The sequence below is a fragment of the Novosphingobium sp. BL-S-19 genome, from assembly GCF_055521675.1.
Genome location: NZ_CM145498.1, coordinates 3029740 through 3056569, shown reverse-complemented (window position 1 = coordinate 3056569; position 26830 = coordinate 3029740). Strand labels below are relative to the sequence as shown.

Sequence of the window (26830 nt, the reverse complement as noted above, 5' to 3'; positions counted from 1 at the left end):
ATTAATGAAATGAGTGATAATCCTGAACCGTGGCTGTCGTCACGGTTCAGGATGTTCACAAGCTCAGGCACTTAGTGTCGATCCCCTGACCGGGCATAGGGCCCGGATTGGGAAGTGCGACACATGGCTATCTTCAACGAAACTTCGACCCGGCTCTGCACGGCGCTGCTGGCATCGGGCCTTGCGGTGGCCGTGGCGGCGCCTGCTTCGGCGCAGGGCTGGTCGCGCGATCCGGCGGGGCAGTGCAGCGCGGCGGCGGAGCGTACGGCCAGTCGCTACAGCTATGGCGGGCGGGCGCGGGTAACCGATATCCGCAGCGTTGACCGCAAGGACTATGGCTTCAAGGTCAAGGGCCGCATCGCCGTTAACGCCATGGGCCGCGACTGGCGCGGCGGCGATCCCGATTACGGCCGGGGTTGGGGCCGCGACTATCGCGGGTGGAATGCGAACATGCGCGGTTGGGATTCGGGCACGTTCGAATGCAAGGTCGACCGGCGCGGGCGCGTCTACAACGTCGATTTCAAGGGCATCCGGGGCCTGTGAGGGGCACGGCGTTCTGACAGCGGGTTGAATTTCGGGAAAATTGCAGGGATCATGGTCGGAGGGCAGGCAAGCGCCTCGCCATGATCGTTGCCCGAACCCGAAGGAGCCCGATCCATGAACGCCAGACTCCTCACCGTAGCCATCCTTGCGATTTCGTTGCCCGGTTCCGCTTATGCGCAAGCCGACAGATTGGCGAGCGATCCCCGTTTGAGCAACCAACGCGATGCTTTCGGCGTCAGTTCAAGGCAGGCTGCCCATATGTGCTTTGCGGCTGCCGAAAAGGCCCTGAAGGGCGCAGGCTACGAAGGCGTGCAGGTGGTCGGGCTGAAGGAAGTGGAGGCCAAGGCCGAAGGCTATGAGCTTGAAGCCTGGGTCAGCGTCTCCGGCGGCGGCCCCGCCTGGCGCGGCACGGATGGCGACAAGGGCGGCCCCTTGCGCGGCACGGTCGATTGCGAAGTCAAGCAAGGCAACATCGTCGATCTCGACTTCGACGATATTCCCGGCGTGTAGTTACTTCTCGTCGTCCGCGCCGATGTGCGCTGGCAGGCCGAGCGACCAATGGATCGCCGCGCCGCGCAGTGCGAAGCCGGCAGCGGCAGCAAGGGCCCAACTGAGCCCCGCAGAAAGTCCCAGCGCGATCCCGGCCGCTGCGAGCGAAGCGGCCAGCGCGGCCGCCGTCACGTAAAGCTCCGGCCGCATCAGGATCGAAGGGCGTCCGGCCAGCACGTCGCGGATGATGCCGCCTACGCAACCTGTCACCACGCCCATCAGGATCGCCGGCACGGCGGGCACGCCCCAGGCCAGCGCCTTGATCGTGCCGAACACCGCATAGACCGCCAGCCCCAACGCATCCGCCCATTCCAGCAGGCGTCCCTCCCACCAGCGCACCGGCGTGAACCACGCCAGCAGCGCGACGGCGAGGCATACCGGGGCAACGGTGTGATCGCGCACCCAGAAAACCGGCGCGCCGATCAGCAGATCGCGCAAGGTGCCGCCGCCCACGCCGGTCATCAGCGCAAAGAATGCCGCCGTCACGAACGTCTGGCGCATCTGCACCGCCGACAGCGCGCCGGACAGCGCGAAGACGGCGATCCCGAACAAGTCGATCGCCGGGGGCAGGGCAGGGGCTAAGGGTGGGACGATCGTCGGCATCTCAGTATCATAGACCCGTTGCGAGGCGTTCGGGAAGCGGGGCGAGATCGGGGGCGATCCAGCCCGCGCGCGCTTCCGGGCTCATCAGCAGGCCCTCGCTCCAATAGGTCAGCAGCCAGCCCGAACCGCCAAGCGGAGAACCCATGATCGCCGCCAATACGCGTGAGAGCGGCGCGTCCGGCCCATGGCGCGCCAGTTCCAGCGCGGCAATGCGCATGGAGGCTTCGGTGATCGTCGCGTGAAAGCCGCGTGTCGGGCTTTCCGGCACGCCCACCGCGCGGTTGTAGCGGCGGATCACGCTCTCGATCCCGCCATGCTCCACCAGCACGGCAGGATGGCGCAGCAGCCAGAGCGCGGCAGCGAAGTGGGCGGCGTGGCTCCACTCGGCATAGGGCCAAGTCGTGTCCAGCACGCCGTGCGCAATGCGTTCGATCGTTTCGTCATTATGGGAAGTCATCGTCGGTATCCTGTGTCTGGAGACCGGCTCCGACGGCAAGCGCGCATGTATCCGGCCGGCCGAAGGGGCCGGGCGTGTCGCGGGTGGAGGGAAGGGAGGCCTTAGAGTTCGTTTGGAAAATGCCCTCTAGGGCATTTTCGTTACGGCACCAGCCCTCTCCCCCACCCGACCACCCATGAGTGTATCCTGCTGGGTGGTCGGGTGGGGGAGAGGGCTGGTGCCGCGAAATTCGCGTACCGCGAATTTCCAAACAGCCGCTTACCTGCCGCGCGCGCACGACCCGACGCTATCGCCTTGTTGGCGATTGCGGGGGGCAGTGAGGGCGGCGGTGCTGGCCATGCCGGGGCGATATCACAGCAGCCGGCCTTTGACCATCTCTGCATATGTGATACACATAGGATCATAAATGCGGGAGATGTCGCGCCGTGCTCAATCCAGTGCCCAAAACCACGCCTTACGAAACCGCCGATTGGTACACTGACGTTTCGCTGGTGGACGATCCCCACGCCTACTTCGATTTCCTGCGCGGGCAGGGGCCGGTCGTGCGCCTGCCCTATCGCAATGCCGTGGCGGTGACGGGGTTTGAGGAGACCATTCAGGTCATGCTCGATACCGAGCACTTCTCCTCGATCAACGGCGTCACCGGCCCGCTGGCCGAACTGCCGTTCACGCCGCAGGGCGATGACATTACCGAAACGCTGGAGGCGCATCGCAAGCAGATCCCGTTTGCCGATCAGGTCGTTACCGAAAGCGGCAGCCGCCATGCCGACTTGCGCTCGATCCTCGCGCGGCTGTTCACGCCAAGCCGGTTGAAGGAACTGCAGCCCAAGCTGCTCGCCACGGCAGAGGGGCTGATCGACGAGTTCCACCGCGACGGCAAGGTCGATCTCGTGCGCCAGTACGGCGGCCCTTACGGCGCGCTTGTGATTTCAGACCTGCTCGGCCTGTCCGAAAATACCCGCGCCAAGTTCCGCGGGCTGCTGGAAGGGGCGATCCCGGTGCCGATGGACGCCAGCGAGGAGGATATGCTCAAGAACCCGCTGGTGGGCGTGGGCAAGGACCTGTTCAAGCTGATCGCCCAGCGCCGCCTTGCGCTACACCCGCTGATGCGCCCCTTGCGCGGCATGCTGGCCCCGCAGGACATTCTCTCCGAACTGGCGGAGGCGCGCTATCCGGACGGTCGCAAGCCGACCTTGGTGGACCTGACCAGTCTGGCCGCCTTCCTGTTCGGCGCCGGGCAGGACACCACCAACCGCCTGCTAGCCAACGCCTTCAAGGTCATCGCCACGCGGCCGGATATCCAGCAGGAACTGCGCGACAATCCGGTGCGGATTCCGAACTTCATCGAGGAAGTGCTGCGCTTCGACGGATCGGTGAAGAGCGGCGGCCGCATGTGCCAGAAGACGACCGTGCTGGGCGGCGTGGAGATCAAGGCGGGCACGGCGGTGCTGATGTCGCACATGGCCGCCAACCGCGATCCTTCGCGCTTTCCTGATCCCGGCGTGTTCGACATGGACCGGCCGAAGCTCAAGGAACACCTCGCCTTCGGACGCGGCGCGCATACTTGCATCGGCGCACCGCTCGCCCGTCGGGAAGTCGTCACCAGCATCGAGCGCCTGCTCGCGCGGATGGGCAATATCCGCCTGTCCGAAGCGCATCACGGGCGCGAAGGGGCGTGGCATTTCGACTACGAACCGACTTACGTGCTGCGCGCGCTGGCGAGCCTGCATCTGGAGTTCGATCCGCTCTAAAGCCTGCGGAGTACGCCTTATTTTTCGAGCGTCAATCAGGCGCGGGAAGGACTGCGGTTGTTGCACCCGGTCCTTCCCGCTGCCATCTGTGATGAATGGCAAGATTCCTGTCAGTAATCATGGCTTTGTTCATCACGGGATGTATCGAGCAACCCTCGAAGGAGGAACAAGCCAGATATATCGCAGATGCCGAACGAAGGGTCGTGTTGCCTAAAGGGGCGGGAAGACTTGCCTGCTATGAACGGAATTATGCCGTAGTCCGAGAAGGCGGCGTGCTGTTCGGGAAGAAAATACTGGTTGGCGTCTATAATCTGGCGGTGCCGTACCAGGGGGCGAAGCCATCTGTGAAGCCGGGCATTTACTGGCGTAACTCCGATCTTCGAATGCGGTGGTATGACCAAGGGTGCGCCACATTCGGTTTTCGCCACGAGATTGGCGCGCCCGCTTCGGCAATAGAGACAAGTTGTGCACCGACATTGGACGGAGCCGCGCCGGTCTCGATGAACCCGGCAGTCGTGTGCTGAGTTGTGGGATGTGAGGATTTTTCCGGGGCGCGGATGGTAGAGGCATCGCACTGCCCGCCAGAGATCGGGCACGTGCTGCGCGTGCTGGCGAGCCTGCTTCTTTAGTGGGGCAAGTCAATCGGAGGCGGCGTGCACCGGCTAGCGGCCTGTGCACGCGCCGATCCGTCGGGCGCTCAGTTCGGATTGGGTCACGGCGAAGAAGGGCCCCGTCGACGTTTTCATGACGAACCGTTCTTGCTTGGTTATCTCGACACGGTCTGCGTCGATGCGGCCGGTGAGTTTGCCCTGATTGATGGCGCCGCCTTGCAGGAAGCAGCTTAAGGATCCGGAGATGTCTTTGCCCTTGATCCGGATCTTCCAGCTTCGGCATCCTGGCGGCGCGCTTAGGCTCACGAAAGTGTCTGGCGCTCGCAGCGCGTTTGCAAAGACATGGAGGTCGTCGTCGGTCATGCACGCCTGCCATTGACGCGCCGATGGCGCCATGACCCGATTTCGACTGGTGGAGTAGGTGCTGTATTCGACGAAGCGCCACAGTCCGGGCGGAATGGGGTGGCGTGATCCGGTAACCGTGATCTCGCCGGGATTGTCCGGAGGGGGTGGGGCATCGCTTTGCGCAGCGGCGAGGGCTTCTTTGATCTCCGCGTCGAATGACGCTTCGGCGGTGGCTATCGGCACGTCCTGCTCTGCGAACTGTCGAATGCGTTCGTCCAGGCAGGCCTTGGCGCGGACCTCTCCCGAGTGGCCTTCCAGCAGACATTGTTGCAGCATCTTGCAAAGGATGCGATCGGCGGCGGGCGATCCCACCGATGGGTTCGGCGCGCAGGCCTGAAGATAGGGGCCACGCACGGTATATTCGATTTTCGTCACGCGCATCTTGCGGGCGGTGACCACGATCGGATCGCCGATGGTTTCATGCGTATCCGCCAGCCCGGCAAAGCCGCCCGCTGTCGCGAGGAGGCAGGCCGAGGCCGCCAAAAATCGGCGCGCAAGGGATGACCGCTCCATTACTTCTCCCGGCATACCGCCATGCTTTTCATTGATATCCTAGCAAAGAAAGCGGCGTCGGTCTTCGGAGAGCCAAACCGTAACGGCTGCGCTCGCGGCTTTTCTCTCGCCATGCTTGGGTCTAGGGTTCGCGCCGAAAACAGACCTGAAAGGCCCCCCAAATGCGCTCCGCCACCCCTCTTGCCCTCGTTCCGCTGTTGCTCGCCGCCAGCGCCTTGCAGGTCGCACCCGCCATGGCGCAGGCCGCGGAGCCGGTTTACGATCTTGCCGCGCAGAAGGCGAAGCTGGCGACGGTGCCGATGCAGGTCGATACCAAGTTCCTCACTGCCGAGGAGCGCGATGTCGTCAATATGCTGATCAAGGTGTCGGACTTGTTCAGCGAAGTCTATCTGCGCCAGCGCTATGTCGAGAACCCGCAGGTCAAGCGTGCGATCTCCATGAACCGCCGCGCGGACCGCGACTTGTTGGTCGAGATGTTCGATCGCAACTTCGGCCCGTGGGACGAACTGGCCGATCTCCACCCGTTCTGGGGCGACAAGCCGATGCCGGAAGGTGCGGGCTTCTATCCCGAAGACCTGACGCGGCAGGAGTTCGAGGCTTACCTGACCGCGCATCCCGACCAGAAGGCCGCGCTCACCAGTGCCTATACCGTGGTGCGCCGCAATGGGGACAAGCTGGTCGCGGTGCCATACTCGCAGGCGTACAAGGAATGGCTGGAGCCTGCGGCCAAGCTGCTCGACCAGGCGGCGGCGCGCACCAGCAATGCCAGCCTGAAGAAGTTCCTCAGCCTGCGCGCCAAGGCGCTGCGCACGGATGATTACTTCGAAAGCGAACTGGCGTGGATGGATATCGAGGGGACGCCGATCGAACCGGCGATCGGGCCTTACGAGGTCTATACCGACCGTCTGATGGGCGCGAAGGCCTCTTTCGAAAGCTTCGTGACGCTGAAGGATCCCGAGGAATCGGCCAAGCTCGCCAAGTACAAGGCGTTCCTGCGCGACATGGAAGCGAACCTGCCGATCCCGGACGAGTACAAGAACTTCCAGCGCGGCTTCGCCAGCCCCATCGCCGTGGCCGAACAGGTGCGCGGCGGCGGCGACAATGTGCCGGGGCCGCAGACCATCGCCTTCAACCTGCCCAACGACGAGCGCGTGCGGGAGGCGAAGGGCGCGAAGAAGGTGATCCTCTCCAACGTGCTGGGCGCCAAGTTCGACCTGATCCTGAAGCCGATGGCCGCGCTGGTGCTGGTGCCCGCGCAGGCCGGGCTGGTCGACCGCAAGTACATGCAGCTGGAAACGCTGTTCCACGAACTGTCGCACAGCCTCGGGCCGGGCTCGATCGTGGTGAATGGTGAGAAGACCACCGTGGACAAGGCGCTGAAGGAGCAGAACTCCGCCATCGAGGAGGCCAAGGCGGACGTCGCCGGCGTGTGGGACTTGCTGCTGATGATGCAGAAGGGCGAATTGCCGGTGGCGGAGAAGCCGCAGCTGTTCGCCACCTATATGGTCGGCGTGTTCCGCGCGGTGCGTTTCGGCGCGGTGGAGGCGCATGGCAAGGGCGCGGCGCTGCAGTACGGCTATCTGCGCGCCAAGGGCGCCTTCACGTACGATCCCGCCACCAAGCGCTTCACCGTGGACGATGCGAAGATGGAAGCGGGCCTGCGCGATCTGCTGCATGACATGCTGATGCTGCAGGCACGCGGCGACTATGCCGGCACGATCGCCTTCATGGACCGCTGGGCCAGGCTCGATCCCGATGCGGAAGGCGTTATCAAGGCGATGGGCACGCTGCCGGTGGACATCCGCCCGATCTATCCGGACAGCGTCTGACCTCGATTGGCTCTACGGCCGCAGCACCACGCGGCCGTAGACGCCCCCGCGCATCATGAAGGCCCAGGCCTCGTCCGCCTCGCATAGCGCGAATTCGTACTCCACCGGGATTGCCAGCGCGCCGTCCGCGACGCGCTGCAGGGCGCTACAGACCAGCGCGTAGATCTCGGGATCGTCCATGGCCCCGGCGGGGGCGATGGGCAGCAGGTCGAACCGCTCGGTGGCGAAGTGATCGGCGTGGAAGCTGGCATAGCGTCCGCCCGATACGACCAGGCGCGATAGCATGGGGTAGTCGGCGCCCATGCCGGTATCGACCACCATATCGAACCCGCGCCCCTGCGTCTCTTCCACACAGGCGGCAAGGATATCCTCATCCCACTTGTCGATCAGGCGGGAGAGGCCGAAATCGCCGAGGTTTGAGCGGTAGGACGTGTCCGCCGCGATGCCGACCACGCGCGCGCCGGCTTGCGCGGCCATCTGCAGGATGACGACGCCGGTGCCGCTGGTGACGCCGTTGATCAGCAGCGTTTGCCCCTTCCGCAGCCATCCGCGCGTGAAAAGCGTGGCATGGGCGGAGGCGACGACATACGGGGCGGCAGCCGCGAAGGCGGGATCGATGCCCTGGGGCATGTGCCAGACCGTCGCTTCCGGCACGGCGAAATATTCGGCAAACGCCCCGCCCAGATGATGGCCGACCACGCGGTCCCCCACCGCGAAACGGGTAACGGCGGGTCCGATCGCCGCGACGGTGCCTGCAGCCTGACAACCCGGGATCAGCTTGGGTACCGGCGCCGGCAGCGTGACCAGCTTGTGGATGTCCACGCATTCCAGCGAAGCGAGCTCCACCTGAATGAGTACGGTGTCGGTGCCAAGCGATGGCTTTGTAGCCGGTGCGTAGCGCAGGTCGATCTGGCCATCGCCGCCATGCTGGAATACCGCGTACAACTTGTGTTCTGCTTTGTGTTCTTATGAAATCATCGAGCGAAATATTGTATACGTAGTTCGACGGGGGTGCAACGGACTCCGCCTTTCGTATGAGAGCGCGGCGATGGCCGGTGAAGGACTATTCGGCAAGTGTGATTGTCGCAACGCCGCTGCCGTGTACCGGAAGGTACAGGCCCTGTCCCGCCGCGCGGATGGTGCCGGTGCGCGCGTCCTTGATCTCGGCGCGGATGACCAACTTGCCAGCACGCTTTTCGGCGATGGCGCGATGGATCTTGCCGAGCAGGTCCTGATAGTCGTGTTCGAAGTTCTGCCCCAGCGCGCCAGACAGCGTGGCCGAAAGCTCCGGCGTGTTGGCGAAGCTGAGCAGCAGCTTGCTGCCCACCATGTCGGTGCCGCCGCTGACATGCAGATCGGTGAACTCCACCATACGGGAATCCGGCGCATTGGCGGGCTTGGCCGTCAGCCACACGGTTCCGCTGGACTTGTGGAGATAACCCTTGTCGCCCCACACGGACAGTTCGATGCCCACCGCGATGCGCCCGCCGGTGGTGCCATAGATGGTCGCCTTGCGGAACTCGGCATGGACGGCACCGATATCGGATACCACGAAAGGCCGCTGCTGCCGCTTGACCAGCGCCTTCAACAGAACCGGCTCCAGTTCGCGGTAGTCGGCGATCACCGGGATGAAGAACGCCACCTTGCCGGTATCGCCTTTCAGCGGACGCAGCGGGGGCAGGGCGGTGGGGGCGGGATCTTCCGGCCGATCACCCACGAACGTCTCGGTCAGCGCCTTCAGGCCGAGCCGCAACTGCAGATGATGCCCGGAAACGGTATAGCCGCCGTACTGCGCTTCCTGCGGGGTGATCCGCATCCACACCGGCGGATTGCGGCGGTTGAGTTCCAGCGAGGTGAAGGCGGAGGTCCAGGCCCGCTCGATCGGTGGCCGCACCGCGACTTTCGCCAGTTCGGCAGCCAGTTGCCGCTCCAACCCGGCGACGATCGGCGCCAGCTTCTTGTCGGCCGCTTCGGAAAGATCGATCCGCCGCCCCAGGAAATCGAGATGCGGGCTGTCGATCCAGCGATAGCTGATCGCCACTTTCCCGCGCAGCCGCCAGTCGGGCGAAATGTCCAGGTTCACGCGCGCCGTGGCTTCGGCACGCGCCGTTGCGGTTTCATGTTTCAGCACGCCGCCGATGTCGCGCGCCTGCGCTTGCGCGGTGATCGGCATGGTGAACACCAGATCGCGCCCCTTGCCGGCGAAGCGCAAGGGGCCGCGCCGCGCGTCGCCGACGATGTCGCACTTGATCTTGGGGGTCTTCAGCTTGACGAAGGCGACCTTGACCTTTTTCGACGGAACGCATTCCAGCCCGACCTTGTCGATCGACCACAGGGTGCGCGGAACCTGCCGCTCCAGGGCAGGGCCCAGCGCGGAAATGTCGGCATCGATCGGCACTGTCAGCACCGAAGCCTGCGGTTCGATGACGATGGCGTCGTTGGCGCGCGGGGGCGGACCTTCCTCGGGCGTGCGATCGCAAGCGGCGAGGCCCAGCAGGAGCGACGAGGTCAGCGGTGCCAGCAAGGCTGCCGGCGGCACGAAGTGGGGGACGCGTCTTGCCTTCATCTCACCTCGGATCCGCCTGCGCCGTCGATGGGCGACACGATCGACAGGTGACAAATACGCGAGAGAGCCCGCCTGTTCCAGCGGCGCGGCATCGGGTGTTTCCGCCGTGAAGGGCGGGAACGCACCGGAATTCGTGCGGGAATCTCCCTTTCCGGGTTCGGGGCCGGTCAGAGACCGTTTGGAAAATGCGCATGGGGGGGATTTTCAGAGCGCCGCGAAATTCGCTCTTCCGCGAATTTCCAAACAGACTCTCAGGTCGCGAAAAGCTGGTCCAGATCGGCGAAAGCCTTCATCTCGATGGCATTGCCAGAGGGGTCGCGAAAGAACATCGTGGCTTGCTCGCCTGCCTGCCCGGCAAAGCGGATGTAAGGTTCTATGCCGAAGGCGACGCCGGCCTCACGCAGGCGCAGCGCCAGGGCCTGCCAGTCTTCCATGGCCAATACGATGCCGAAATGGGGTACCGGCACGCCGTGGCCGTCCACCGGATTGGTTGCGCTATCGCGCTCTTTCCTGGCGAGAAGGTCCGGCACCAGATGGGCGACGATCTGGTGGCCGTAGAAATCGAAATCGACCCAGGCGTCGCTACTGCGCCCTTCGCGGCAACCGATCAGGCCGCCCCAGAACGCGCGCGCGGCGTCAAGATCGTGGACGGGGAAGGCGAGGTGAAAGGGGCGCAGGCTCATCAGGGCTGACTACCGCCTATCGCACGCGCGCGCCACGGGAAACGCCTGGGAAACGGCGGAGGGGCGAACGGCGGAGGGGCGCTGTGGGGCTTCGACAGGCTCAGCCCGAGCGGATGGGGGCGCTTGCATGGGAAGGTAGGGAAGGGGGGGCTATAGCAAGCCGCCCCCTCAACTCCGCTCAGGCTGAGCGTGTCGAAGCCCAGCCTCAGCCCCAGCGATTGCCTCAACTATTGCCTTCAGCGGCAGCGCGAATAGTTACCCGCGCGGCAGGCGGCCACGTCGCGGCGCCATTTGGCAAGGTCGGCTTCGTACTGGCGTCGTGCCTGCGCATAGTCCTGCGCATCGTCGTTCGCGTAGCCTTCATCGCCGCGCTGGCCTTTGTAGGACTTCCAGCCATCCGCATATTGCGCATCACGCTTGCGCACATAGGCCAGCTGGTCCTGATTGAGCTTGCGGATGATCGCGCGATCGCGGGCAATGGCGTCGGGCGTCATCGTCGGATCACGCGGATCGTCGGCCAGGGCCGGGCTGGCAATGGCCACCATTGCCCCACACGCCAGAATCGGCGCGCCAAGCGCCAGAAGGATACGCGACCCCCTCATCATTTTCTCCATCCCTGAGGTATTTGCGCCAAGCTCTGCCGTCACGGGAAACGCCGTGCAAAGCCTATGCGACGAACGGTGGCGGCGGGAGATGGAGTGTGCTGCGCCTGCGGCGAGAAGAGAGGATCGTCGGGAACCGGGATCGCCGCCCACGGGGGCAGGGCGGCGATCCCGTCCCGTCAGCGCGCGGAACGCCCGGCGGTCGAACCGCGGGCAACCGCCAGGACGGCTACCTGCCCGCCGTGATCGCGAGCGGCGAGCACGGTGTCGCGCGCCGCGAAGGCTTGCTGTGTGCTCTGGGTGCGGCAGGCGCGCATGTCGGCATAGGCCGGCAGATCGCGCAGGTCTGCAGTGCCGCAAACATGATCGACGGCCGTTGAAATGCGCGTATCCAGTTGCGCACGGCCCTGCGGCGTACCCAAATCGAGGTCGGCGTAGTGCACTTCCTCAGTCGGAAGGGATCCTTCGGCAGTGGTTGCCGGGGTGGATCCCTCGCGCGCGATGGCAGGCGTGGCTACCGCCAGCGCCGCGCACAGTAGCGAGACGCCTGCGATGGCCCCGGTGTGGGGCGCGCGGATGAAAGCGGGAACTTTGCGAATATTCGATTGCATCATGCTCGTATCTCCGGTCGGTCCGGGGAAATGCCCCGGCGCGGTGGTGGACTGCGAGCGACCCTCATTGCGTTGCCGATATTCGAACGTTCAGTTGTTCTGAATTGCCTTGGAACTGCTGGACATTTCCCAGCGATGGTTGACGCGCCGTTTGGCCGCATTGCCGTCGGACCAATCCGCATGAATGGCGGCCGCGCGGGATCTTGCCGCACCCTGGTGCGACACGATTTGTCGTCCGGATCATGCAATGCAGTCTGCTTGATCCAGTCTATTTCGGGCTATTGAAATATAACTTACCCTCGTGGAAGATCAGTTCCGAAGATGGGAAAGTCATTCCCACAGGAAGTAGTCTCTGGTGTGTGCATGTTTGCGGTCGCTACGGCCGGGTTGCCGAAAGTTTCAGCAATCCGATCCATTCGTGCGACCTTCCGGCCCGGTTGTCGTCCGGGCCGGAGGTGCGCCGCCGTCGTTACCGCATGGCAACAACGGCAAGTGTCGGCGTGCTGGCCGCGGCAAGGTTTTGTCCCTGCGCACGCGCGGCCATGTGCTGAGCGAAGAGTTCGTCGCGGGCTGCATAGGCCCGCGTAGTGGACTCGTCCCTGCAGTCCATCATGTGGCTCAATTCGTCCAGATTGCGCACGTCGGCGGTGCCGCAGACGGTGCGAACGGCGGAATCAAGCCGTGTTGTCAGTCGATCTCGGCCGGCCTCGCTGTCGAGGTTGAGGTCGTTGTAAGTCACGAAAACGTGCGGCACGTTCGGATCGATGACGCGGTTCTTCACGACGACGTCCTCCGCAGCGGCGGGCATGGCAAGGCCAAGCGCGGCCCCGAAAAGGACGGCGGAAGCGATCATGGAATTCCTGGACATTTTGGGTTCTCCTCCTTCAAGGGCACAGTCGCATGTCCCCGGAACATCGGTTCCACGGCGCATGTGCTGCGACGACCCTGTGCGATCTGAAAAAATCCCTCTCACACAGACGCTTGGCGCACCTGTGCTCGATAAACCCCACACTCTCAATTCGATGCAAATTTCTGCTATCGGCCCACCACGATCGCCTTGGCTCTCCCTGATGCCCGACATCTACTTATTTCAAGTAGATCGGCATTTAAGCAAGAAGCGAGTCGTTATTCTTTTCGGGCAGTGTTTTTATTGCGCATATGCATGACGCTTTCAAGTCCGCGGGCCGTCGGATCGGTGAACGGCATCTGACGACCGATGGACGACATTCCGCCGCCGACGAACGGCATCGGGTGCGACATGACCTGCGTACATGGCTCTGTTGCAATCGGGACCGTCGTTCCCACATGGCGTCGCGAACCCGCGGCGTGCCATTAGCCCGTGCCTTGCGTATCGCGAACAAATCTGGAACATACCTCCCCCATGAGTCTCTCCCACATCACCGTCCGCGGCGCCCGTGAGCACAATCTCAAGGGTTTCGACATCGAACTCCCGCGTGAGAAGCTGATCGTCATCACCGGCCTGTCGGGCTCGGGGAAATCCAGCCTTGCGTTCGACACGATCTATGCGGAAGGGCAGCGCCGCTATGTGGAGAGCCTCTCCGCCTATGCGCGCCAGTTCCTGGAGATGATGCAGAAGCCGGACGTCGAGCATATCGACGGCCTCAGCCCCGCGATCTCGATCGAGCAGAAGACTACGAGCCGCAACCCGCGCTCCACGGTGGCAACGGTGACCGAGATCTGGGACTACATGCGCCTGCTCTGGGCGCGCGTGGGCATTCCCTATTCGCCCGCCACCGGCCTGCCGATCGAGGCGCAGACCGTGTCCAACATGGTCGACCGGGTGATGGAACTGCCCGAAGGCACGCGCGCCTATCTGCTCGCGCCGGTCGTGCGCGGCCGCAAGGGCGAATACCGCAAGGAACTGGCCGAGTGGCAGAAGGCGGGCTACACCCGCGTGCGCATCGACGGCGAACTCTACGCCATCGAGGACGCCCCCGCGCTCGACAAGAAGTACAAGCACGACATCGAAGTCGTGGTGGACCGCATCGCGGTGAAGGACGGTATCCAGACCCGCCTTGCCGACAGCTTCGAACAGGCGCTGAAGCTGGCCGAGGGGCTGGCCTATATCGACCTTGCGGATGGCGTCGTGCCGGGGCGCGAGGAAGAGGGTAAGGGCAAGAAGAACCTCAAGGGCGCCGGCCTGCCGCCGAACCGCATCGTCTTCTCCGAAAAGTTCGCCTGCCCGGTCAGCGGCTTTACCATCGAGGAGATCGAGCCACGCCTGTTCTCGTTCAACGCCCCGCAAGGCGCCTGCCCGGCCTGCGACGGCTTGGGTGAGAAGTTGCTGTTCGATCCGCAGCTGGTTGTCCCGAACGAGCATCTCAGCCTCAAGCAGGGCGCCATCGTGCCCTGGGCCAAGTCGAACCCGCCTTCGCCTTATTACATGCAGGTGCTCTCCAGCCTGGCCGAGCATTTCGGTTTCGACCTCACCACGCCGTGGGATGCGCTGCAGACCGAGCTGAAGATCGTCATCCTCTACGGCACCGGCGGCAAGGCCGTGCCGCTGACGTTCAAGGACGGCAAGAAGGAATACACGGTCAACAAGCCGTTCGAGGGCGTGATCGGCAACCTCAACCGCCGCATGATACAGACCGACAGCGCCTGGATGCGCGAGGAACTGTCCAAGTTCCAGACCGCGCAGCCCTGCGAAACGTGCGAGGGCAAGCGCCTCAAGCCCGAAGCGCTTTCGGTGAAGATCGCCGGCAGCGACATTGCCGATGCCGCGCGCCTTTCGGTGGCGGACGGCTTCGCGTGGTTCGGCGCGCTGGAGGAGAAGCTCACCAGCCAGCAGCAGCAGATCGCCAAGGCCATCCTCAAGGAAATCAACGAGCGCCTCGGCTTCCTCAACAACGTCGGGCTCGATTACCTCAATCTCGACCGTACCAGCGGCACGCTGTCAGGCGGCGAAAGCCAGCGCATCCGCCTTGCCAGCCAGATCGGCTCGGGCCTGTCGGGCGTGCTCTACGTGCTCGACGAACCCTCGATCGGCCTCCACCAGCGCGACAACGACATGCTGCTGGAAACGCTCAAGCGCCTGCGCGATCTGGGCAACACCGTGATCGTCGTCGAACATGACGAGGACGCGATCCGCACGGCCGACCATATTGTTGACCTTGGCCCCGGCGCCGGCGTCCACGGCGGCGAAGTCGTGGCCGAAGGCACGCTGAAGCAAGTCCTCAAGAGCAAGAACAGCCTCACCGCCGCCTACCTCAACGGCACGCGCAAGATCGAGGTGCCGACCACGCGCCGCAAGGGCAACGGCAAGAAGATCGTGGTCGAAAACGCCCGCGCCAACAACCTGAAGAACGTGACGGCGGAATTCCCGCTCGGCACCTTCTGCTGCGTCACCGGCGTCTCCGGATCGGGCAAAAGCTCGCTCACTATCGACACTTTGCAGGCCGGCGCCGCGCGCCAGCTCAACGGGGCGCGCGTCGTCGCCGGGGCGCATGACCGGATCACCGGGCTCGAACACTGCGACAAGGTGATCGAGATCGACCAGTCCCCCATCGGCCGCACCCCGCGCTCCAACCCCGCCACCTACACCGGCGCCTTCACCCAGATCCGCGACTGGTTCGCCGGGCTGCCGGAATCGGAAGCCCGCGGCTACAAGGCCGGGCGCTTCAGCTTCAACGTCAAGGGCGGCCGGTGCGAGGCGTGCCAGGGCGACGGCCTGATCAAGATCGAGATGCACTTCCTGCCCGACGTCTACGTCACGTGCGAGGAATGCCACGGCAAGCGCTACAACCGCGAAACGCTGGAAGTGAAGTTCAAGGGCCACTCCATCGCCGACGTGCTCGACATGACGATCGAGGACGCGGAGGAGTTCTTCAAGGCCGTGCCGCCGATCCGCGACAAGATGCACATGCTGAACGAGGTGGGCCTGGGCTACGTCAAGGTTGGCCAGCAGGCGACCACGCTGTCCGGCGGCGAGGCGCAGCGCGTCAAGCTCGCCAAGGAACTGGCCCGCCGCTCCACCGGCCAGACGCTCTATGTGCTGGACGAGCCGACCACCGGCCTCCACTTCGAGGATGTGCGCAAGCTGCTCGAAGTGCTCCACCGCCTTGTCGAGCAGGGCAATTCGGTGGTGGTGATCGAGCACAACCTCGATGTCATCAAGACGGCCGACTGGATCATCGACATGGGCCCGGAAGGCGGCGTGCGCGGCGGCGAAGTGATCGCGGCCGGAACGCCGGAGGATATCGTGAAGGTGAAGAAGTCCTTCACCGGGCACTATCTGAAGCCGCTGCTGGCCAAGTGATCGATCCGCCGCGCCGGGAATACGCCTCGGCGCGGCGGATCGCGGTATAGAGGGACGTGTGAGCGGCATCACGCTCTTTGCCGCTACGGAAGCGTAGGGGCACGCTCAGTCCTTCGCAGGGCCGGCCGCGCCGTTTGGGCGCGAGACCCGCGAAGTGGCGCTTGTTTCGGGAGGGAGACATGCGCGCGAACAGCAGAGCCAATACCGTGACCATTGCCGTCCTGACGACGGCGTTTGCGATCCTGCCGCAAACCCTCGCCGGCGCGAGCACCGCGCCGCGTTCGGCAGTCGGCGCCGTGGCGGACAAAGCCGGATCGCTCGGACTGTTGCCGGTGGCAGCGCCGGCGTCTCCATCGATCGCAGTCTCACGCCGCGCGCAAGCGGCGGCTCCTGTGCGCTGCGACGAAGGGCGCGGCGAGCAGGCTGGCAAGGACTTGCATCGTTCCGGCGTCCACGTCTTGTTGCGGAGCAATGGCCGCACTTGGCGGCTCGATTTCAAGCCGTCCGATGTGCGGCAGGGTTACGCTACCTGGAGCAAGTCACCTTACGCGATGATGTGAAGGCTTGGTGGGGCGTTGTGGGCTGTATCAAGTCCGTCGGCTGGATCATCGGCATGGACCCGGGAGGCTGCGCGCACGGCGGCGAGGTGATCGCGGCCGGTACGCCGGAGGATATCGTGAAGGTGAAGAAGTCCTTCACCGGGCACTATTTGAAGTTGCTGCTTGATGTGAGGAAGTAAGGCTGTGGCCTGTTGGCGACTTCATGGCCCGTCGTCTGCTGTCAACTGGGCGCTGGCGGACCGTTCCAACCTTATGGTTTAACCCTACGCATACCCTCCCAAAATAGAGAGAATCGCCCGCTGGCGTTGCGTATGTGATCAAGAGTGGGCTTTGTGGTGGGGTGGAGAGGCGCAAAAAAGTTACTTGCTTGCGTTCTGTTTTTGTTCTATTTGTTCCAGTTGTGTAACTTGCTGGTGGAAAAGCATGCCTGTTGCACTTTGTCTCTCTATTGGTGCGGACTACCGTGAGCTTCATCATTTAAGCGGGAGATGAAGAGTGGCGGTTTCGTCAAAGTATCGGTGGGTTGCTATTGGAAGCTTGCTTGTTCGGAATCGCTCGAATTCGCCTGAGAATGCCCCTGACTTTAATGCTGCTGATTTGTATCACGCGCTTGCAGATCGATCCGGTTCTGATCGACAATACAGGGAGTATGCGCGTGAATCACGGTTGATGTGGTGCGAGAATTGCGATGACCAAGGTGATTTTTATACATTCTTGATCCAAGTCGGCGATAAAAATGTATCGGGTGTCTCGTTCTTTCATTTCGAACATAAAATGTCGCGAGATGTGGAAAAGGACGATGAAGAAGGTGGGCATTACAGCGCACATGTTCTGATTAAAAAAATTCCTGAAGCAAATGGTCGATATTTGGTGCTGGTGGAGAAGGTTCCAGGCATTCATTTGTCGTCATTAAAGGATCATTTTGCATGGGCGTGCAACGACCCTGCCTACGAGAAGGCGGTGCCCGGGCCGGATGGCTGGCCCAAAGCATATCGCGCGATTTTCGAGCTTGATAATTTTCAATCGCGGACAATTCGTGAGGCGCTAAGGACTGGAGTGCTGAAGGATATAGAGTTCATTTCCTTTGAGGCTGAAGGTGCGGTTGGGCATGACGAAGAGGCGCTCATCGAAGAGGTCGTTCGCGAAGCGCATTGGAAAATCGGCAAACGTGTTACGGATCAGCAGGCTCAGGGCCTGTTCCAGCGCGCTAGAAATTACTTAAACGAGCTCGCTGCAGACGTAGATGATTCGCATCTGCTTGTACGCATTAAAACTGATGGTGGTCAGATTAAGACCACTGAGCTTAATCTTAATGAAGAAGAAGTTTTGGAACAGGCATTCGGGCAGAACGAAGTAATTAGTGGGTTTTCTCACTCTTTGCCATCACGTTATGACGATTTTCACCCAGAAGTGGTTTCTAAAATATTAGAAATAGGTGGCGGTTTGAATGATTAAGGCCATAGTCCGATTTTTGCTGGTTTTCTTGGCAAACCTGAAGGTTTTTATTACGCCATTCAGTTTTTTGCGCCTGCGAAATCGGAATTTGAAGGTCTTTCAATGGATCGTGCCCACTTTGGGGTCCGCAATTGTATTTATTTTTATTATGAATCCTCGAAGATCATACTTTGATTTCTCATATAAAGAATTTTTTCAATCGATTAACGGTCTGCTTGGCGTGTTAATCGGATTCTATATCGCGGCCCTGACTGCGACAGCCACATTTCCTAATCCTATACTTGATAACAATCTGTCGGGAGACCCAACGACCATTAGGGTTAGAAGAGGTAAGAGTGTCTCTGACGAGATTGTTAGCCGTAGAAGATATATGACCATTGTCTTTGGATACTGTTCATTTTTGTCAATATTGATATTTCTATTTGGCCTTGGTCAATCTAGTTTAACCGTGAAGAATTTGAATCATTTTTTTTATCACGTTAATTCGGTGTTGTTTGAAATTTCGTGGTATATTTATATATGGATGCTGCTAAGTTTGCTTAGTGCAACACTCGTTGGCTTGCATTACCTGATTGATAGGATGCATCGCGATTGATTGATGGTCGTTCGCTGATCTTTCCTACACCTCCCCACATGCGATAAATGATCCGGTTCACCCCGGCGCGGCTGCGCCGGGGCTTTGGCTCCAGTCTCGCGGGTGAACCATGTCCGACCATTCAAACTCTTCGTATCCCACCGCTGCCGGGCGGGGGTGGATTCCGGGCTCTCGGGATATCGGGTTGCCGGGGGAGTCCTTTCCGCGTGGGCGGGGTGGTGAGCGAGGTGGGCGCTTGGTTGAGGGCGATCCCAGCTTTCGCTGGGATGACGGGGAGGAGCTGGGGTGCGGTATGGGGCCGGGGGACGGTATGGCGCCGGGGGGCGGCATGGCGCCGGGCTTCGGTGACGGGCTTGATGACGGCGCGGGGCAGGGCGCTTTGGGGGCGTCGGGCGCGAGGGCAAGGGTTGGGGAGCGCGAGGGCGATGGCCCTCGCATTTTGACTTGTTCTTGTACGGCTGGCGGTGGCGCTGTGGCTCTCCCCCTCCACCATCCCTTGGATGGTCCCCCTCCCCCGGTGGGGGAGGATCTTTCACCTCACAATTCTTGGACGGCGGAGCGGAAGGTTCGGTTTTTGCACCGGCTGGCCGACAAGGGGGACGTGCGGGCGGCGAGTGCGGCGGTGGGGTTGTCGCGGCAGTCGGCCTACATGCTGCGGCGGCGGGACGCTCTCTTTGCGCAGGGGTGGGATGCGGCGCTGGTGCTGGCGCGGCGGCATGTAGAGGAAGTGCTGGCGACGCGGGCGCTCGATGGGGTGGAGGAGGCCGTGTTCTACCACGGCGAGCAGGTGGCGGTGCGGCGGCGGTTCGATGCGCGGCTGTTGCTGGCGTATCTGGCGCGGCTCGACCGGGCGGCGGAGGAGACCGAGGCGGGCGCTCATGCTCAGCGGTTCGACGAGGTGCTGGCGCTGGTGGCGGGCGAGGTGCCGGAAGAGGTGGCTCTGCTGGAGGGCGAGGATGACGAGGCCGGGCTACCGGCGGACCGGGCGCGCTATGTGGCGGAGCTGGGTGCGGCGCTGGCCGGGGCCGAGCGGGAGGCGTGGCTCGATGCGGCGGATGCGGGGGAGGAGGTCGGCGATGCGCCGGCGCTCGATCTGGAGGCGTGTCGGGCGCTGGCGGCGGGCGACTGGGATGCGTGGCGGGCCCGTGCCGTCGCGCGCGTGGATGGCCTGTTGGCGGGGGACGAGCCGCCGGTGGAGTTCAAGTCGCTGCGAGGCGGGGCCAGAGGCGGGCTCGATGGCGGGCCAAATGCCGAATTGGCGGCGCTGGAGAAAGGGCTGGGTGGTTTTGCGCTGGACCGTGTCAACTGTGTCAACCGCGCGGCGCGGCGGGCGCGCAAAAAAATCGTCCGGGCCGGGAACTCTATGCCGCTGGCGATGTTTGTATCTGTGAAGGCCGGCGCGGTGCTTCCCCCACCCCCCTCCGATACCGCGTCGGCCTAACCTTCTTCCAGATCAGGCCAAACGAGAAATCAATCGTCGTCGCGGACGGCGATATCGACTTTGCCGGAGCCGGCGCGCGAGATGCCGATCTTGTCGGCGGCGGCCTTGCTCAGGTCGATCAGGCGGTTCGAATGGAACGGGCCGCGGTCGTTGACGGTGACGATCACCGACTGGCCGTTGGCCGGATTGGTGACGCGAACCTGCGAGCCGAGCGGCAGGGTGCGGTGCGCGGCGGTGAGGGCAGTCGGGTCGAAACGGTCGCCGCTGGCGGTGCGATTGCCGGCGAGTTCGCGGCCGTAGAAGCTGGCCATGCCGGAACCGATGGTCTCGAATTCTTGCTCTTCGGGCTGGACGGCCTCGATAAGCGGGGTGGCGGGAAGGGCGGCCGGAGCCGGCGTCAGCGCGGCGGGCGGCACCATGGCTACCGGCGCTTCAGCGGCAACGGGCTCGGAGCCCGGCAGTTTGGCCAGTCGCCCCTCGGCAATCGCCGAAGAGGCAGGAGCTGCGATAAGCGCGGCGGTCGCCAGAACGAAGCCGATGCGCTTTGCGCGAGCTTTAGGCGGTTGGTTTTGCTTCCCCGTCATGGGGATGGACTCCTACAGGCAGTTCATCGCCTTGAGGACCCATGCAAAAGCGGCCCGTCGCACTTTGGCAACGGGCCGCCCGATGTTGTTAACGCATTGAAAGGATTCGGATGGCCGAATCCGGGCCGTTACTTGGCGTCGCGCTGGGCCAGCAGGCGGAGTCGCAGGGCGTTCAGCTTGATGAAACCGGCCGCGTCCTTCTGGTCGTATGCGCCGGCATCGTCCTCGAACGTGACGTGGCGTTCGGAGTAGAGCGAGTCCGCCGACTTGCGGCCGACGACCGAGGCATTGCCCTTGTAGAGCTTCAGGCGGACGGTGCCGTTGACGCGCTGCTGGCTGTGGTCGATGGCGGCCTGCAGCATCTCACGCTCCGGCGCGAACCAGAAGCCGTTGTAGATGAGCTCCGCATACTTCGGCATCAGTTCGTCCTTCAGGTGCGCGGCGCCACGGTCGAGCGTGATCTGCTCGATGCCGCGGTGGGCGCGGGCGTAAATTTCACCGCCCGGCGTCTCGTACATGCCGCGCGACTTCATGCCGACGAAGCGGTTCTCGACCAGATCGAGGCGCCCGATGCCGTGCTTGCGGCCGAGGTCATTGAGCGCGGTGAGCAGCGAGGCGGGGCTCATGGCCACGCCGTTGAGCGCGACGCCGTCACCCTTCTCGAAATCGATGGTGATGTATTCCGGCTCGTTCGGCGCGTCTTCCGGGTTGACGGTGCGCGAATAGACGTAGTCGGGGGTCTCTTCCCACGGATCTTCCAGAACCTTGCCTTCGGACGAGGTGTGGAGGAGGTTCGCGTCGGTCGAGAACGGGCTTTCGCCGCGCTTGTCCTTGGGGACGGGGATCTGGTGCTGCTCTGCCCAGGCGATCAGGGCGGTGCGGCTGGTCAGGTCCCATTCGCGCCAGGGGGCGATGACCTTGATGTTCGGATCGAGCGCGTAGGCCGAGAGTTCGAAGCGAACCTGATCGTTGCCCTTGCCGGTGGCGCCATGGGCGACGGCGTCGGCGCCGGTCTCGTGCGCGATCTCGATCAGGCGCTTGGAGATCAGCGGACGGGCAATCGAGGTGCCGAGGAGGTAGTCGCCTTCGTAGCGGGCATTGGCGCGCATCATCGGGAAGACGAAGTCGCGCACGAATTCCTCGCGCAAGTCGTCGATGTAGATGTTCTCGTCCGGCAGGCCCATCAGCTTGGCCTTGGCGCGGGCGGGTTCGAGTTCTTCACCCTGGCCGAGGTCGGCGGTGAACGTCACCACCTCGCAGTTGTAGGTGACCTGAAGCCACTTGAGGATGACGCTGGTGTCGAGGCCGCCGGAGTAGGCGAGGACGACCTTCTTGATGCTGTCGGACATGGGCGCGGGCTCCGAAGGAATGGGCATGGGATTCGGGACGCGCGCCTATCAGCACGCGCCCCCTTGCGCAATGAAGGAAAGGTGCGGCCCTATTCGCCGAGCAGCGCGGCCTCCGCCACCGCCATGTATCCGCGCGTCAGCGGCAGGGTGCGACGATTGCGCGTGTACTGGATCTGGTAATTGCACATGCCGCCGCTTTCGAAGGCCGCCGTGGCACCTGAAAGGTAGAAGATCCACATGCGGTAGAACCGTTCGTCCATCATCGCGACGATCGCCTGCTTGTTGGCGACGCAGCGCTTATACCATTCGCGCAGGGTATAGGCGTAATGGAGGCGCAGGTTCTCGACATCGGTAGCGATCAGGCGGAACTTTTCGCTCGCCGCCACCGTCTCGCTGAGCGCGGGGATGTAGCCGCCGGGGAAGATGTACTTGCGCGTGAAAGCGTCGGTCGCGCCGGGGCCGCCCATGCGGCCGATGGTGTGGAGCAGCATCACGCCGTCGTCGGGCAGCAGCTGTCCGCAGGCCTTGAAGAACTGCGCGAACTGGGCCTGGCCCACATGTTCGAACATGCCGACCGAGACGATCCGGTCGAACTTCTCGCCCCGCGCGGCAAGGTCGCGGTAATCGACGAGCTGGAACGTGCACTTGTCCGCCACGCCCGCCTGCTCGGCCCGTTCGCGGGCGAGTTCGAGCTGTTCCTCGCTGAGGGTGATGCCCAGCACGGAAACATTGGCATGTTTGGCGAGGTAGATCGCCATGCCGCCCCATCCGCAGCCGATATCCAGCACGCGCTGGCCCGGCTCCAGCGCCAGCTTCGCGGCGATATGCGCGAGCTTGGCGGTCTGCGCCTGTTCCAGCGTCATGCCTTCCGGATCGGCCCAGTAGGCGCAGGAATACTGCATGTGCTCGATATCGAGGAACAGCTTATACAGCTCGTTCCCGATGTCGTAGTGATGGGCGATGTTCTTCTTGGCGCTGGCGGCCTTGTTGATGCCGTCCACCAGCGTGACCAGCTTGCCGGTGACTTTCTTCAGCGCCGACTGTTCGTGCAGTTCGCCGCCCTTGTCCCACTTGGAATTGGCGCGCAGCAGTTCGACGAGGCCCATGATGTCGTCGTTCTCGACGATGAGCTTGCCATCCATGTAGGCTTCCGCCGCACCCAGGCGCGGATCGGTGAGGATCTGCCGTTCGGCCTTGGCATCGGTGAAGCGGATGCGGACATCGGGGAAGCCCGTGGTTGCCGTTCCGAAGTGCTTTGCGCTGCCATCGGGGCGGGTCAGTTCAAGCGTCCCCTGTCGGACGCCGCGTTCGAGGAAGCGATCGAGAATTCCCATTGCCATCAGCCGTTTGTGAAGGGCGCTTCGGCCCGGAACAAGGAGGTTTCACGTGCGAATACCGCAAGCGAAGGCGAGAAATCCGGCAGTCTTTCTCCTACTGCCGGGCAAGGAACAGCACATCGCGCGGCTGCGCGAGCAGGTGCTGTCCGGAATCGACGAAAAGGGTCTCTCCGCTCGCCAGCCAGCCCTGTCCAAGGAACAGCGCGGCATCCGCCACGTCTGCCGGAGTGGTCTTGCGGTGGAGCAGGTTCAGGCGGTGCGATACTTCGGTCTCCGCCTCGGTCTGGTCATGGCTGGCGAGGATCGCGCCGGGCGCGAGTGCGTAGATCCGGTCTTCCTCCCGCGGGCGCGCCATGGATAGCATGGGCACCGTCGCGGCAAGCGCGTGCTTGCTCATCGTGTAGGAGAAGAAATCGGGATTGGGATTGAGCAGCTTCTGATCGGTGACGTGGATCACTCGCCGTCCATGCGGGCTGCGTGCGCGGGCGAGGAAGGCCTGCGCCAGCCTGGCCGGCGTGCCTGCGTTCACGCGCATCGCCTTTTCGAACGTCGCCGGCTCCAGATCCTGTGCGGTGTCGAGGTCGAACATCCCGGCGCAATTCACCAGCACGCGCCAGTCGGACAGGCGGGCGGAGAGCGCCTCCACCATCGCCACGGGCGCGTCCCAGTCGTTCAGCTCGCAACTGACGATCTCCGCGCTGGGCAGTTCGGCGGCGAGCGTTTCGGCCTGTCCGCGTGAGGTTCCGTAGTGGATCACCACATGCCAGCCCGCCGCGCCATAGGCACGGGCGATGGCCGCGCCGATCCGCTTGGCGCCGCCGGTGACGAGCATCGCGGGCCTGTCGCTCACGCTTTCGCTGCTCCGATGCCGGCAGGTTGACACAGTTGACACGGTTCAGGGGAAGTTCCGCCGGCCTTCCCGACCGGGGCCGAAAGGCACCCGTGCGGGGCGCTTTCCGGATGGGATGGGAAGGGGGGATTCCACGCGAACATCGCCAGCATAGGAGCACAGTCCGGCGCCTTAGGAAAGGCCCCTATCCACCGCGCAATTCATTGATTTTCCGGGGGCGCCGGATAGGCTGCGGGGCATGGCCATTTTCGCTTTCCTTGCCGCGGTTACTGCCGCTGCCGTCGTGCCGCCCGCGCCAGTCGATCCGTTGATGGCGGAGATCGCCGCCGTCGATGCCAAAGTCTTCACCGCGTACAACACGTGCGATCTCGACACCTTCGCCCGCTATTTCGATCCGGACGTGGCGTTCTTCCACGACACCGGCGGCGCTACCTTCGATCGCAAGTTCGTGGTCGACAGCACCCGCAAGTATATCTGCGGCAAAGTCCGCCGCGAACTTCTGCCGGGCAGCCTGCATGTCTATCCGATCAAGGATTACGGCGCGATCGAGGAGGGGGAGCACTACTTCTGCGAACGCGCCACCGGGCAGTGCGCGGGGATCGCCAAGTTCGTGATGGTCTGGGCGCGGCGCGAGGATGGATGGCACGCCACGCAAGTGCTCAGCTATGGGCATCGCACCATGACCGAAGCCGAACAGCGGGCGATACCGCAGGCGGATCGATAAACGGGGCGGGCCTATACTGGCCCGCCCGGATTCAGATCGGCAATGAAGTGCAGGTTTTAAACGCCCGCTCGCGCAGTTCGAAGTCACGCGCATAGAAGCGGTGCAGGAAATCCAACTGGGCCCGGCCCGGAAGGTCGCATGGCGTCTCGCACCGGTTGAACTGGGGCAGATTGTCCAGGTCTACGCGACCCAGCAGGCGTCCGATCTCGCCAAGACGCTCGTAGGGGAGGAGGCGGTCGATGGCCGGCCGTCCATGGGCATCGAGCAGGTACCAGGCCTGCGGCCGGAACACGTGATCGATGTCGAACGGGCTGCGCGCGGATGCCAGATGATCGATGGCATCGTCGATAGAGCGAAAGCGTGCGTAACGTTCCGCGAAAGGTTGCGAAATCTTGCGATGCCGCGTCCCGCCGGAACGGGCATAGCGATAGGCGGAAAGGAAGCGGTCGACCGGATTGCGCACGATCGCAAAGCTGGGCAGCGCCAGCAGGTCCGGCGCGGTGCGGGCGTAGTAGATCGCTGAGGCATGCTTGGTCTGCGCGCCGTAGAGCCGGTCGCTGATCGAAGTGCCGGCATTCTTCGGAACGTGGATGAACAGCAGGCCGCTGGCGCGGATGCGGTGCAGCCGCTCGCGCCGTTTGGCACCAAGCCAGGGACGCACGCCAGAGCGGGTCAGCCGCTCGTGCACGTCGCTGACGAGCCGGACGCCGAAAGCGGACGCGACGATGCGGTTCAGGCCGCTCGTTCCGGAAGTCCGGTCAAGGGCGGGATGCGGGAGGACAGTCGCCATGGCGCAAGGCAATGGCGGTTTCATGTGGGGGGCGAATTTCAGGATATTTCAGTTCCCGTCTTCGGCGGTGAATCCGCATTGCGGAAGCGCTGGGCCGGAAAGGAAAAGGGGGCGCACCGGCCTGTGCCGGTACGCCCCCCTGTCATGTAAACAGGCCTTTCGGCCGGATCCGTCGTGGATCAGCGGCAGCGCGGGCTGCTGTTGTTGCGGTCGATCGAGCGACCCAGCAGCGCGCCGGCGCCGGCGCCCAGGATCGTGCCGGTGGCGCGATCGCCGCGCGTGTCGATCGCGCGGCCGACCAGCGCGCCGGCAACGCCGCCGATCAGCAGACCGGTGGTGCCGTTCGACTTCTTGCAGCGGTAACGGCCGTCATTGCCGCGCCAGTAGCGGATGCCGTTGTTGGTGTGGTGGTATTCCGGGCCACGGCCGCGGCCGTGCGCCTCTGCGGTCTCTGCAACGCTCATGCCGACGGGAACGGCAACGGTGGCGATGGCAGCGGCGAACAGGGCTTTACGCAAAATATTTCCTCCTGATTTCATCTCTATTGCGACTTGCCCCCCTCTTTGCTGGCGGCACTTCAACGCACGATGAATGAGGCGCAAGTTTCGGCCCTAAGCGACGGAATGTGCCTCCGCGTCGGTGAATGCCACTTGCTTGTAAGTAAATTTGCGAGTGCGGAGTCGTGTCAGCCAGCAGCGTTCCAATCCCACAGGCGCGCATTACAACCGGTGCCGAGATCGTGGAGGAATCGTCGATGTCCGAAGTACCACCCATCGGCGCATTCCCCATTGTTCCCACCAACGATTTGCCGAATGCCATTCCGTTCTGGGAACGTCTGGGCTTTGCCCGCACCGGCGGCGATGCGCACTATGCGATCATGACCGGCTGGGGCTGCGAGGTTCACCTGACCCAGGCCGGCACCGGCCCCTGGCGCGTTCCGGCCGAGCACAACCCCTTCGGTGTGTTCATCCGCACACCCGATGTGGATGCCGTCGCCGCGCGCGTGGATGACCTGATCATCAGGCCCGGCGGCGTGTTGCGGCACCGGGAATGGGGGCTCTACGAAGTCGGCATCGCGGGGCCTGACGGGTTGCTGGTGCGGATCGGCTGGCCATCGGCACTGATGCCCGAGTGAGTGGATCG

27 protein-coding genes are annotated in these 26830 nt (G+C 63.4%); 12 read left to right on the top strand and 15 right to left on the bottom strand.

Features of this window, described 5'->3' with window-relative positions; all coding sequences use genetic code 11:
* The first annotated feature begins 123 nt into the window (after nucleotides 1-123).
* Complete coding sequence (locus ACZ1JV_RS22660; RefSeq protein ID WP_465135924.1) at nucleotides 124-543, top strand: hypothetical protein; 420 nt, start codon at nucleotides 124-126, stop codon at nucleotides 541-543.
* A 114-nt stretch (nucleotides 544-657) separates the two neighbouring features.
* Nucleotides 658-1053, top strand: a complete 396-nt coding sequence (locus tag ACZ1JV_RS22655; protein WP_465135923.1) for a hypothetical protein — start codon at nucleotides 658-660, stop codon at nucleotides 1051-1053.
* Here the strand turns inward: ACZ1JV_RS22655 and ACZ1JV_RS22650 are convergent, their stop codons facing one another.
* Together ACZ1JV_RS22650 and ACZ1JV_RS22645 are read right to left on the bottom strand one after the other, a co-directional pair.
* On the bottom strand, nucleotides 1054-1695 hold the full coding sequence (locus ACZ1JV_RS22650; protein WP_465150625.1) for a trimeric intracellular cation channel family protein: 642 nt from the start codon (nucleotides 1693-1695) through the stop codon (nucleotides 1054-1056).
* 7 nt (nucleotides 1696-1702) lie between these two features.
* A complete protein-coding gene (locus ACZ1JV_RS22645; protein ID WP_465150624.1) occupies nucleotides 1703-2152 on the bottom strand; it encodes a hypothetical protein in 450 nt (149 codons plus the stop codon).
* A 425-nt stretch (nucleotides 2153-2577) separates the two neighbouring features.
* Here ACZ1JV_RS22645 and ACZ1JV_RS22640 point away from each other — a divergent pair, with 425 nt between their 5' ends.
* Together ACZ1JV_RS22640 and ACZ1JV_RS22635 are read left to right on the top strand one after the other, a co-directional pair.
* Nucleotides 2578-3903 (top strand): cytochrome P450, encoded by a 1326-nt coding sequence (locus ACZ1JV_RS22640; protein WP_465150623.1) that lies wholly within the window; start codon nucleotides 2578-2580, stop codon nucleotides 3901-3903.
* Between the two features lie 119 nt (nucleotides 3904-4022).
* Nucleotides 4023-4427 carry a hypothetical protein gene (locus tag ACZ1JV_RS22635; protein ID WP_465150622.1) on the top strand — a complete coding sequence of 135 codons (405 nt, stop codon included), beginning with the start codon at nucleotides 4023-4025 and terminating at the stop codon, nucleotides 4425-4427.
* A gap of 138 nt (nucleotides 4428-4565) precedes the next feature.
* On the opposite strand, the gene ACZ1JV_RS22630 is transcribed toward ACZ1JV_RS22635, so the two are convergent.
* On the bottom strand, nucleotides 4566-5432 hold the full coding sequence (locus tag ACZ1JV_RS22630; RefSeq protein ID WP_465150621.1) for a DUF3617 domain-containing protein: 867 nt from the start codon (nucleotides 5430-5432) through the stop codon (nucleotides 4566-4568).
* A gap of 161 nt (nucleotides 5433-5593) precedes the next feature.
* Between ACZ1JV_RS22630 and ACZ1JV_RS22625 the strand changes: the two genes are divergently transcribed.
* Nucleotides 5594-7261, top strand: coding sequence for a dipeptidyl-peptidase 3 family protein (locus ACZ1JV_RS22625; RefSeq protein ID WP_465150620.1), 1668 nt, complete (start codon nucleotides 5594-5596; stop codon nucleotides 7259-7261).
* 12 nt (nucleotides 7262-7273) lie between these two features.
* Here ACZ1JV_RS22625 and ACZ1JV_RS22620 read toward each other — a convergent pair whose 3' ends face one another.
* The 6 genes from ACZ1JV_RS22620 to ACZ1JV_RS22595 form a co-directional block, all read right to left on the bottom strand.
* Entirely contained in the window at nucleotides 7274-8206 is a 933-nt protein-coding gene (locus ACZ1JV_RS22620; RefSeq protein WP_465150619.1) for a quinone oxidoreductase family protein, read from the bottom strand.
* Nucleotides 8207-8324: 118 nt separating this feature from the next.
* A complete protein-coding gene (locus ACZ1JV_RS22615) occupies nucleotides 8325-9827 on the bottom strand; it encodes a DUF4403 family protein (RefSeq protein ID WP_465150618.1) in 1503 nt (500 codons plus the stop codon).
* 251 nt (nucleotides 9828-10078) lie between these two features.
* Nucleotides 10079-10510: a VOC family protein gene (locus ACZ1JV_RS22610; protein ID WP_465150617.1), complete on the bottom strand. Its 432-nt coding sequence runs from the start codon at nucleotides 10508-10510 to the stop codon at nucleotides 10079-10081.
* Between the two features lie 236 nt (nucleotides 10511-10746).
* Nucleotides 10747-11115, bottom strand: a complete 369-nt coding sequence (locus ACZ1JV_RS22605; protein WP_465150616.1) for a hypothetical protein — start codon at nucleotides 11113-11115, stop codon at nucleotides 10747-10749.
* A gap of 176 nt (nucleotides 11116-11291) precedes the next feature.
* Nucleotides 11292-11726: a UrcA family protein gene (locus tag ACZ1JV_RS22600; RefSeq protein WP_465150615.1), complete on the bottom strand. Its 435-nt coding sequence runs from the start codon at nucleotides 11724-11726 to the stop codon at nucleotides 11292-11294.
* 466 nt (nucleotides 11727-12192) lie between these two features.
* Nucleotides 12193-12591, bottom strand: a complete 399-nt coding sequence (locus ACZ1JV_RS22595) for a UrcA family protein (protein WP_465135912.1) — start codon at nucleotides 12589-12591, stop codon at nucleotides 12193-12195.
* A gap of 513 nt (nucleotides 12592-13104) precedes the next feature.
* On the opposite strand from ACZ1JV_RS22595, the gene uvrA reads away from it, so the two are divergent.
* The 5 genes from uvrA to ACZ1JV_RS22570 all read left to right on the top strand — a co-directional run bounded on the left by uvrA (nucleotide 13105) and on the right by ACZ1JV_RS22570 (nucleotide 20053).
* Nucleotides 13105-16002: an excinuclease ABC subunit UvrA gene (uvrA, locus tag ACZ1JV_RS22590; RefSeq protein WP_465150614.1), complete on the top strand. Its 2898-nt coding sequence runs from the start codon at nucleotides 13105-13107 to the stop codon at nucleotides 16000-16002.
* Between the two features lie 179 nt (nucleotides 16003-16181).
* Entirely contained in the window at nucleotides 16182-16562 is a 381-nt protein-coding gene (locus ACZ1JV_RS22585) for a hypothetical protein (protein WP_465150613.1), read from the top strand.
* Nucleotides 16563-16615: 53 nt separating this feature from the next.
* Nucleotides 16616-16741: a hypothetical protein gene (locus ACZ1JV_RS22580; RefSeq protein WP_465150612.1), complete on the top strand. Its 126-nt coding sequence runs from the start codon at nucleotides 16616-16618 to the stop codon at nucleotides 16739-16741.
* Nucleotides 16742-17057: 316 nt separating this feature from the next.
* The gene (locus ACZ1JV_RS22575) at nucleotides 17058-18017 is read left to right on the top strand and encodes a hypothetical protein (RefSeq protein WP_465150611.1); all 960 of its coding nucleotides are present in this window, start codon (nucleotides 17058-17060) and stop codon (nucleotides 18015-18017) included.
* Between the two features lie 1169 nt (nucleotides 18018-19186).
* Entirely contained in the window at nucleotides 19187-20053 is an 867-nt protein-coding gene (locus ACZ1JV_RS22570) for a hypothetical protein (protein WP_465150610.1), read from the top strand.
* A 29-nt stretch (nucleotides 20054-20082) separates the two neighbouring features.
* Here ACZ1JV_RS22570 and ACZ1JV_RS22565 read toward each other — a convergent pair whose 3' ends face one another.
* From ACZ1JV_RS22565 to ACZ1JV_RS22550, 4 genes are all read right to left on the bottom strand, one after another.
* Entirely contained in the window at nucleotides 20083-20637 is a 555-nt protein-coding gene (locus ACZ1JV_RS22565) for a septal ring lytic transglycosylase RlpA family protein (RefSeq protein ID WP_465135906.1), read from the bottom strand.
* Between the two features lie 128 nt (nucleotides 20638-20765).
* Complete coding sequence (locus ACZ1JV_RS22560) at nucleotides 20766-21986, bottom strand: argininosuccinate synthase (protein ID WP_465150609.1); 1221 nt, start codon at nucleotides 21984-21986, stop codon at nucleotides 20766-20768.
* Between the two features lie 89 nt (nucleotides 21987-22075).
* Nucleotides 22076-23320: a class I SAM-dependent methyltransferase gene (locus ACZ1JV_RS22555; RefSeq protein WP_465152630.1), complete on the bottom strand. Its 1245-nt coding sequence runs from the start codon at nucleotides 23318-23320 to the stop codon at nucleotides 22076-22078.
* A 97-nt stretch (nucleotides 23321-23417) separates the two neighbouring features.
* Nucleotides 23418-24155 carry an SDR family oxidoreductase gene (locus ACZ1JV_RS22550; RefSeq protein ID WP_465152629.1) on the bottom strand — a complete coding sequence of 246 codons (738 nt, stop codon included), beginning with the start codon at nucleotides 24153-24155 and terminating at the stop codon, nucleotides 23418-23420.
* 256 nt (nucleotides 24156-24411) lie between these two features.
* Here ACZ1JV_RS22550 and ACZ1JV_RS22545 point away from each other — a divergent pair, with 256 nt between their 5' ends.
* A complete protein-coding gene (locus tag ACZ1JV_RS22545; RefSeq protein WP_465150608.1) occupies nucleotides 24412-24897 on the top strand; it encodes a nuclear transport factor 2 family protein in 486 nt (161 codons plus the stop codon).
* 31 nt (nucleotides 24898-24928) lie between these two features.
* On the opposite strand, the gene ACZ1JV_RS22540 is transcribed toward ACZ1JV_RS22545, so the two are convergent.
* Entirely contained in the window at nucleotides 24929-25687 is a 759-nt protein-coding gene (locus tag ACZ1JV_RS22540; RefSeq protein ID WP_465150607.1) for a sulfotransferase family 2 domain-containing protein, read from the bottom strand.
* 179 nt (nucleotides 25688-25866) lie between these two features.
* Nucleotides 25867-26205: a glycine zipper 2TM domain-containing protein gene (locus ACZ1JV_RS22535; protein WP_465135902.1), complete on the bottom strand. Its 339-nt coding sequence runs from the start codon at nucleotides 26203-26205 to the stop codon at nucleotides 25867-25869.
* Between the two features lie 236 nt (nucleotides 26206-26441).
* Here ACZ1JV_RS22535 and ACZ1JV_RS22530 point away from each other — a divergent pair, with 236 nt between their 5' ends.
* Complete coding sequence (locus ACZ1JV_RS22530) at nucleotides 26442-26822, top strand: VOC family protein (protein ID WP_465150606.1); 381 nt, start codon at nucleotides 26442-26444, stop codon at nucleotides 26820-26822.
* The last annotated feature ends 8 nt before the right edge of the window (nucleotides 26823-26830 follow it).

What these genes read in the sequence shown, in the direction of transcription:
- ACZ1JV_RS22645 (WP_465150624.1), bottom strand. Translation starts at nt 2,152, where the DNA reads ATGACTTCCCATAATGACGAAACGATCGAACGCATTGCGCACGGCGTG.
- ACZ1JV_RS22530 (WP_465150606.1), top strand. Translation starts at nt 26,442, where the DNA reads ATGTCCGAAGTACCACCCATCGGCGCATTCCCCATTGTTCCCACCAAC.
- ACZ1JV_RS22650 (WP_465150625.1), bottom strand. Translation starts at nt 1,695, where the DNA reads ATGCCGACGATCGTCCCACCCTTAGCCCCTGCCCTGCCCCCGGCGATC.
- ACZ1JV_RS22550 (WP_465152629.1), bottom strand. Translation starts at nt 24,155, where the DNA reads ATGCTCGTCACCGGCGGCGCCAAGCGGATCGGCGCGGCCATCGCCCGT.
- uvrA (WP_465150614.1), top strand. Translation starts at nt 13,105, where the DNA reads ATGAGTCTCTCCCACATCACCGTCCGCGGCGCCCGTGAGCACAATCTC.
- ACZ1JV_RS22655 (WP_465135923.1), top strand. Translation starts at nt 658, where the DNA reads ATGAACGCCAGACTCCTCACCGTAGCCATCCTTGCGATTTCGTTGCCC.
- ACZ1JV_RS22600 (WP_465150615.1), bottom strand. Translation starts at nt 11,726, where the DNA reads ATGATGCAATCGAATATTCGCAAAGTTCCCGCTTTCATCCGCGCGCCC.
- ACZ1JV_RS22630 (WP_465150621.1), bottom strand. Translation starts at nt 5,432, where the DNA reads ATGGAGCGGTCATCCCTTGCGCGCCGATTTTTGGCGGCCTCGGCCTGC.
- ACZ1JV_RS22625 (WP_465150620.1), top strand. Translation starts at nt 5,594, where the DNA reads ATGCGCTCCGCCACCCCTCTTGCCCTCGTTCCGCTGTTGCTCGCCGCC.
- ACZ1JV_RS22555 (WP_465152630.1), bottom strand. Translation starts at nt 23,320, where the DNA reads ATGGGAATTCTCGATCGCTTCCTCGAACGCGGCGTCCGACAGGGGACG.
- ACZ1JV_RS22580 (WP_465150612.1), top strand. Translation starts at nt 16,616, where the DNA reads ATGGACCCGGGAGGCTGCGCGCACGGCGGCGAGGTGATCGCGGCCGGT.
- ACZ1JV_RS22660 (WP_465135924.1), top strand. Translation starts at nt 124, where the DNA reads ATGGCTATCTTCAACGAAACTTCGACCCGGCTCTGCACGGCGCTGCTG.
- ACZ1JV_RS22545 (WP_465150608.1), top strand. Translation starts at nt 24,412, where the DNA reads ATGGCCATTTTCGCTTTCCTTGCCGCGGTTACTGCCGCTGCCGTCGTG.
- ACZ1JV_RS22585 (WP_465150613.1), top strand. Translation starts at nt 16,182, where the DNA reads ATGCGCGCGAACAGCAGAGCCAATACCGTGACCATTGCCGTCCTGACG.
- ACZ1JV_RS22635 (WP_465150622.1), top strand. Translation starts at nt 4,023, where the DNA reads ATGGCTTTGTTCATCACGGGATGTATCGAGCAACCCTCGAAGGAGGAA.
- ACZ1JV_RS22610 (WP_465150617.1), bottom strand. Translation starts at nt 10,510, where the DNA reads ATGAGCCTGCGCCCCTTTCACCTCGCCTTCCCCGTCCACGATCTTGAC.
- ACZ1JV_RS22615 (WP_465150618.1), bottom strand. Translation starts at nt 9,827, where the DNA reads ATGAAGGCAAGACGCGTCCCCCACTTCGTGCCGCCGGCAGCCTTGCTG.
- ACZ1JV_RS22560 (WP_465150609.1), bottom strand. Translation starts at nt 21,986, where the DNA reads ATGTCCGACAGCATCAAGAAGGTCGTCCTCGCCTACTCCGGCGGCCTC.
- ACZ1JV_RS22605 (WP_465150616.1), bottom strand. Translation starts at nt 11,115, where the DNA reads ATGATGAGGGGGTCGCGTATCCTTCTGGCGCTTGGCGCGCCGATTCTG.
- ACZ1JV_RS22565 (WP_465135906.1), bottom strand. Translation starts at nt 20,637, where the DNA reads ATGACGGGGAAGCAAAACCAACCGCCTAAAGCTCGCGCAAAGCGCATC.
- ACZ1JV_RS22595 (WP_465135912.1), bottom strand. Translation starts at nt 12,591, where the DNA reads ATGTCCAGGAATTCCATGATCGCTTCCGCCGTCCTTTTCGGGGCCGCG.
- ACZ1JV_RS22540 (WP_465150607.1), bottom strand. Translation starts at nt 25,687, where the DNA reads ATGGCGACTGTCCTCCCGCATCCCGCCCTTGACCGGACTTCCGGAACG.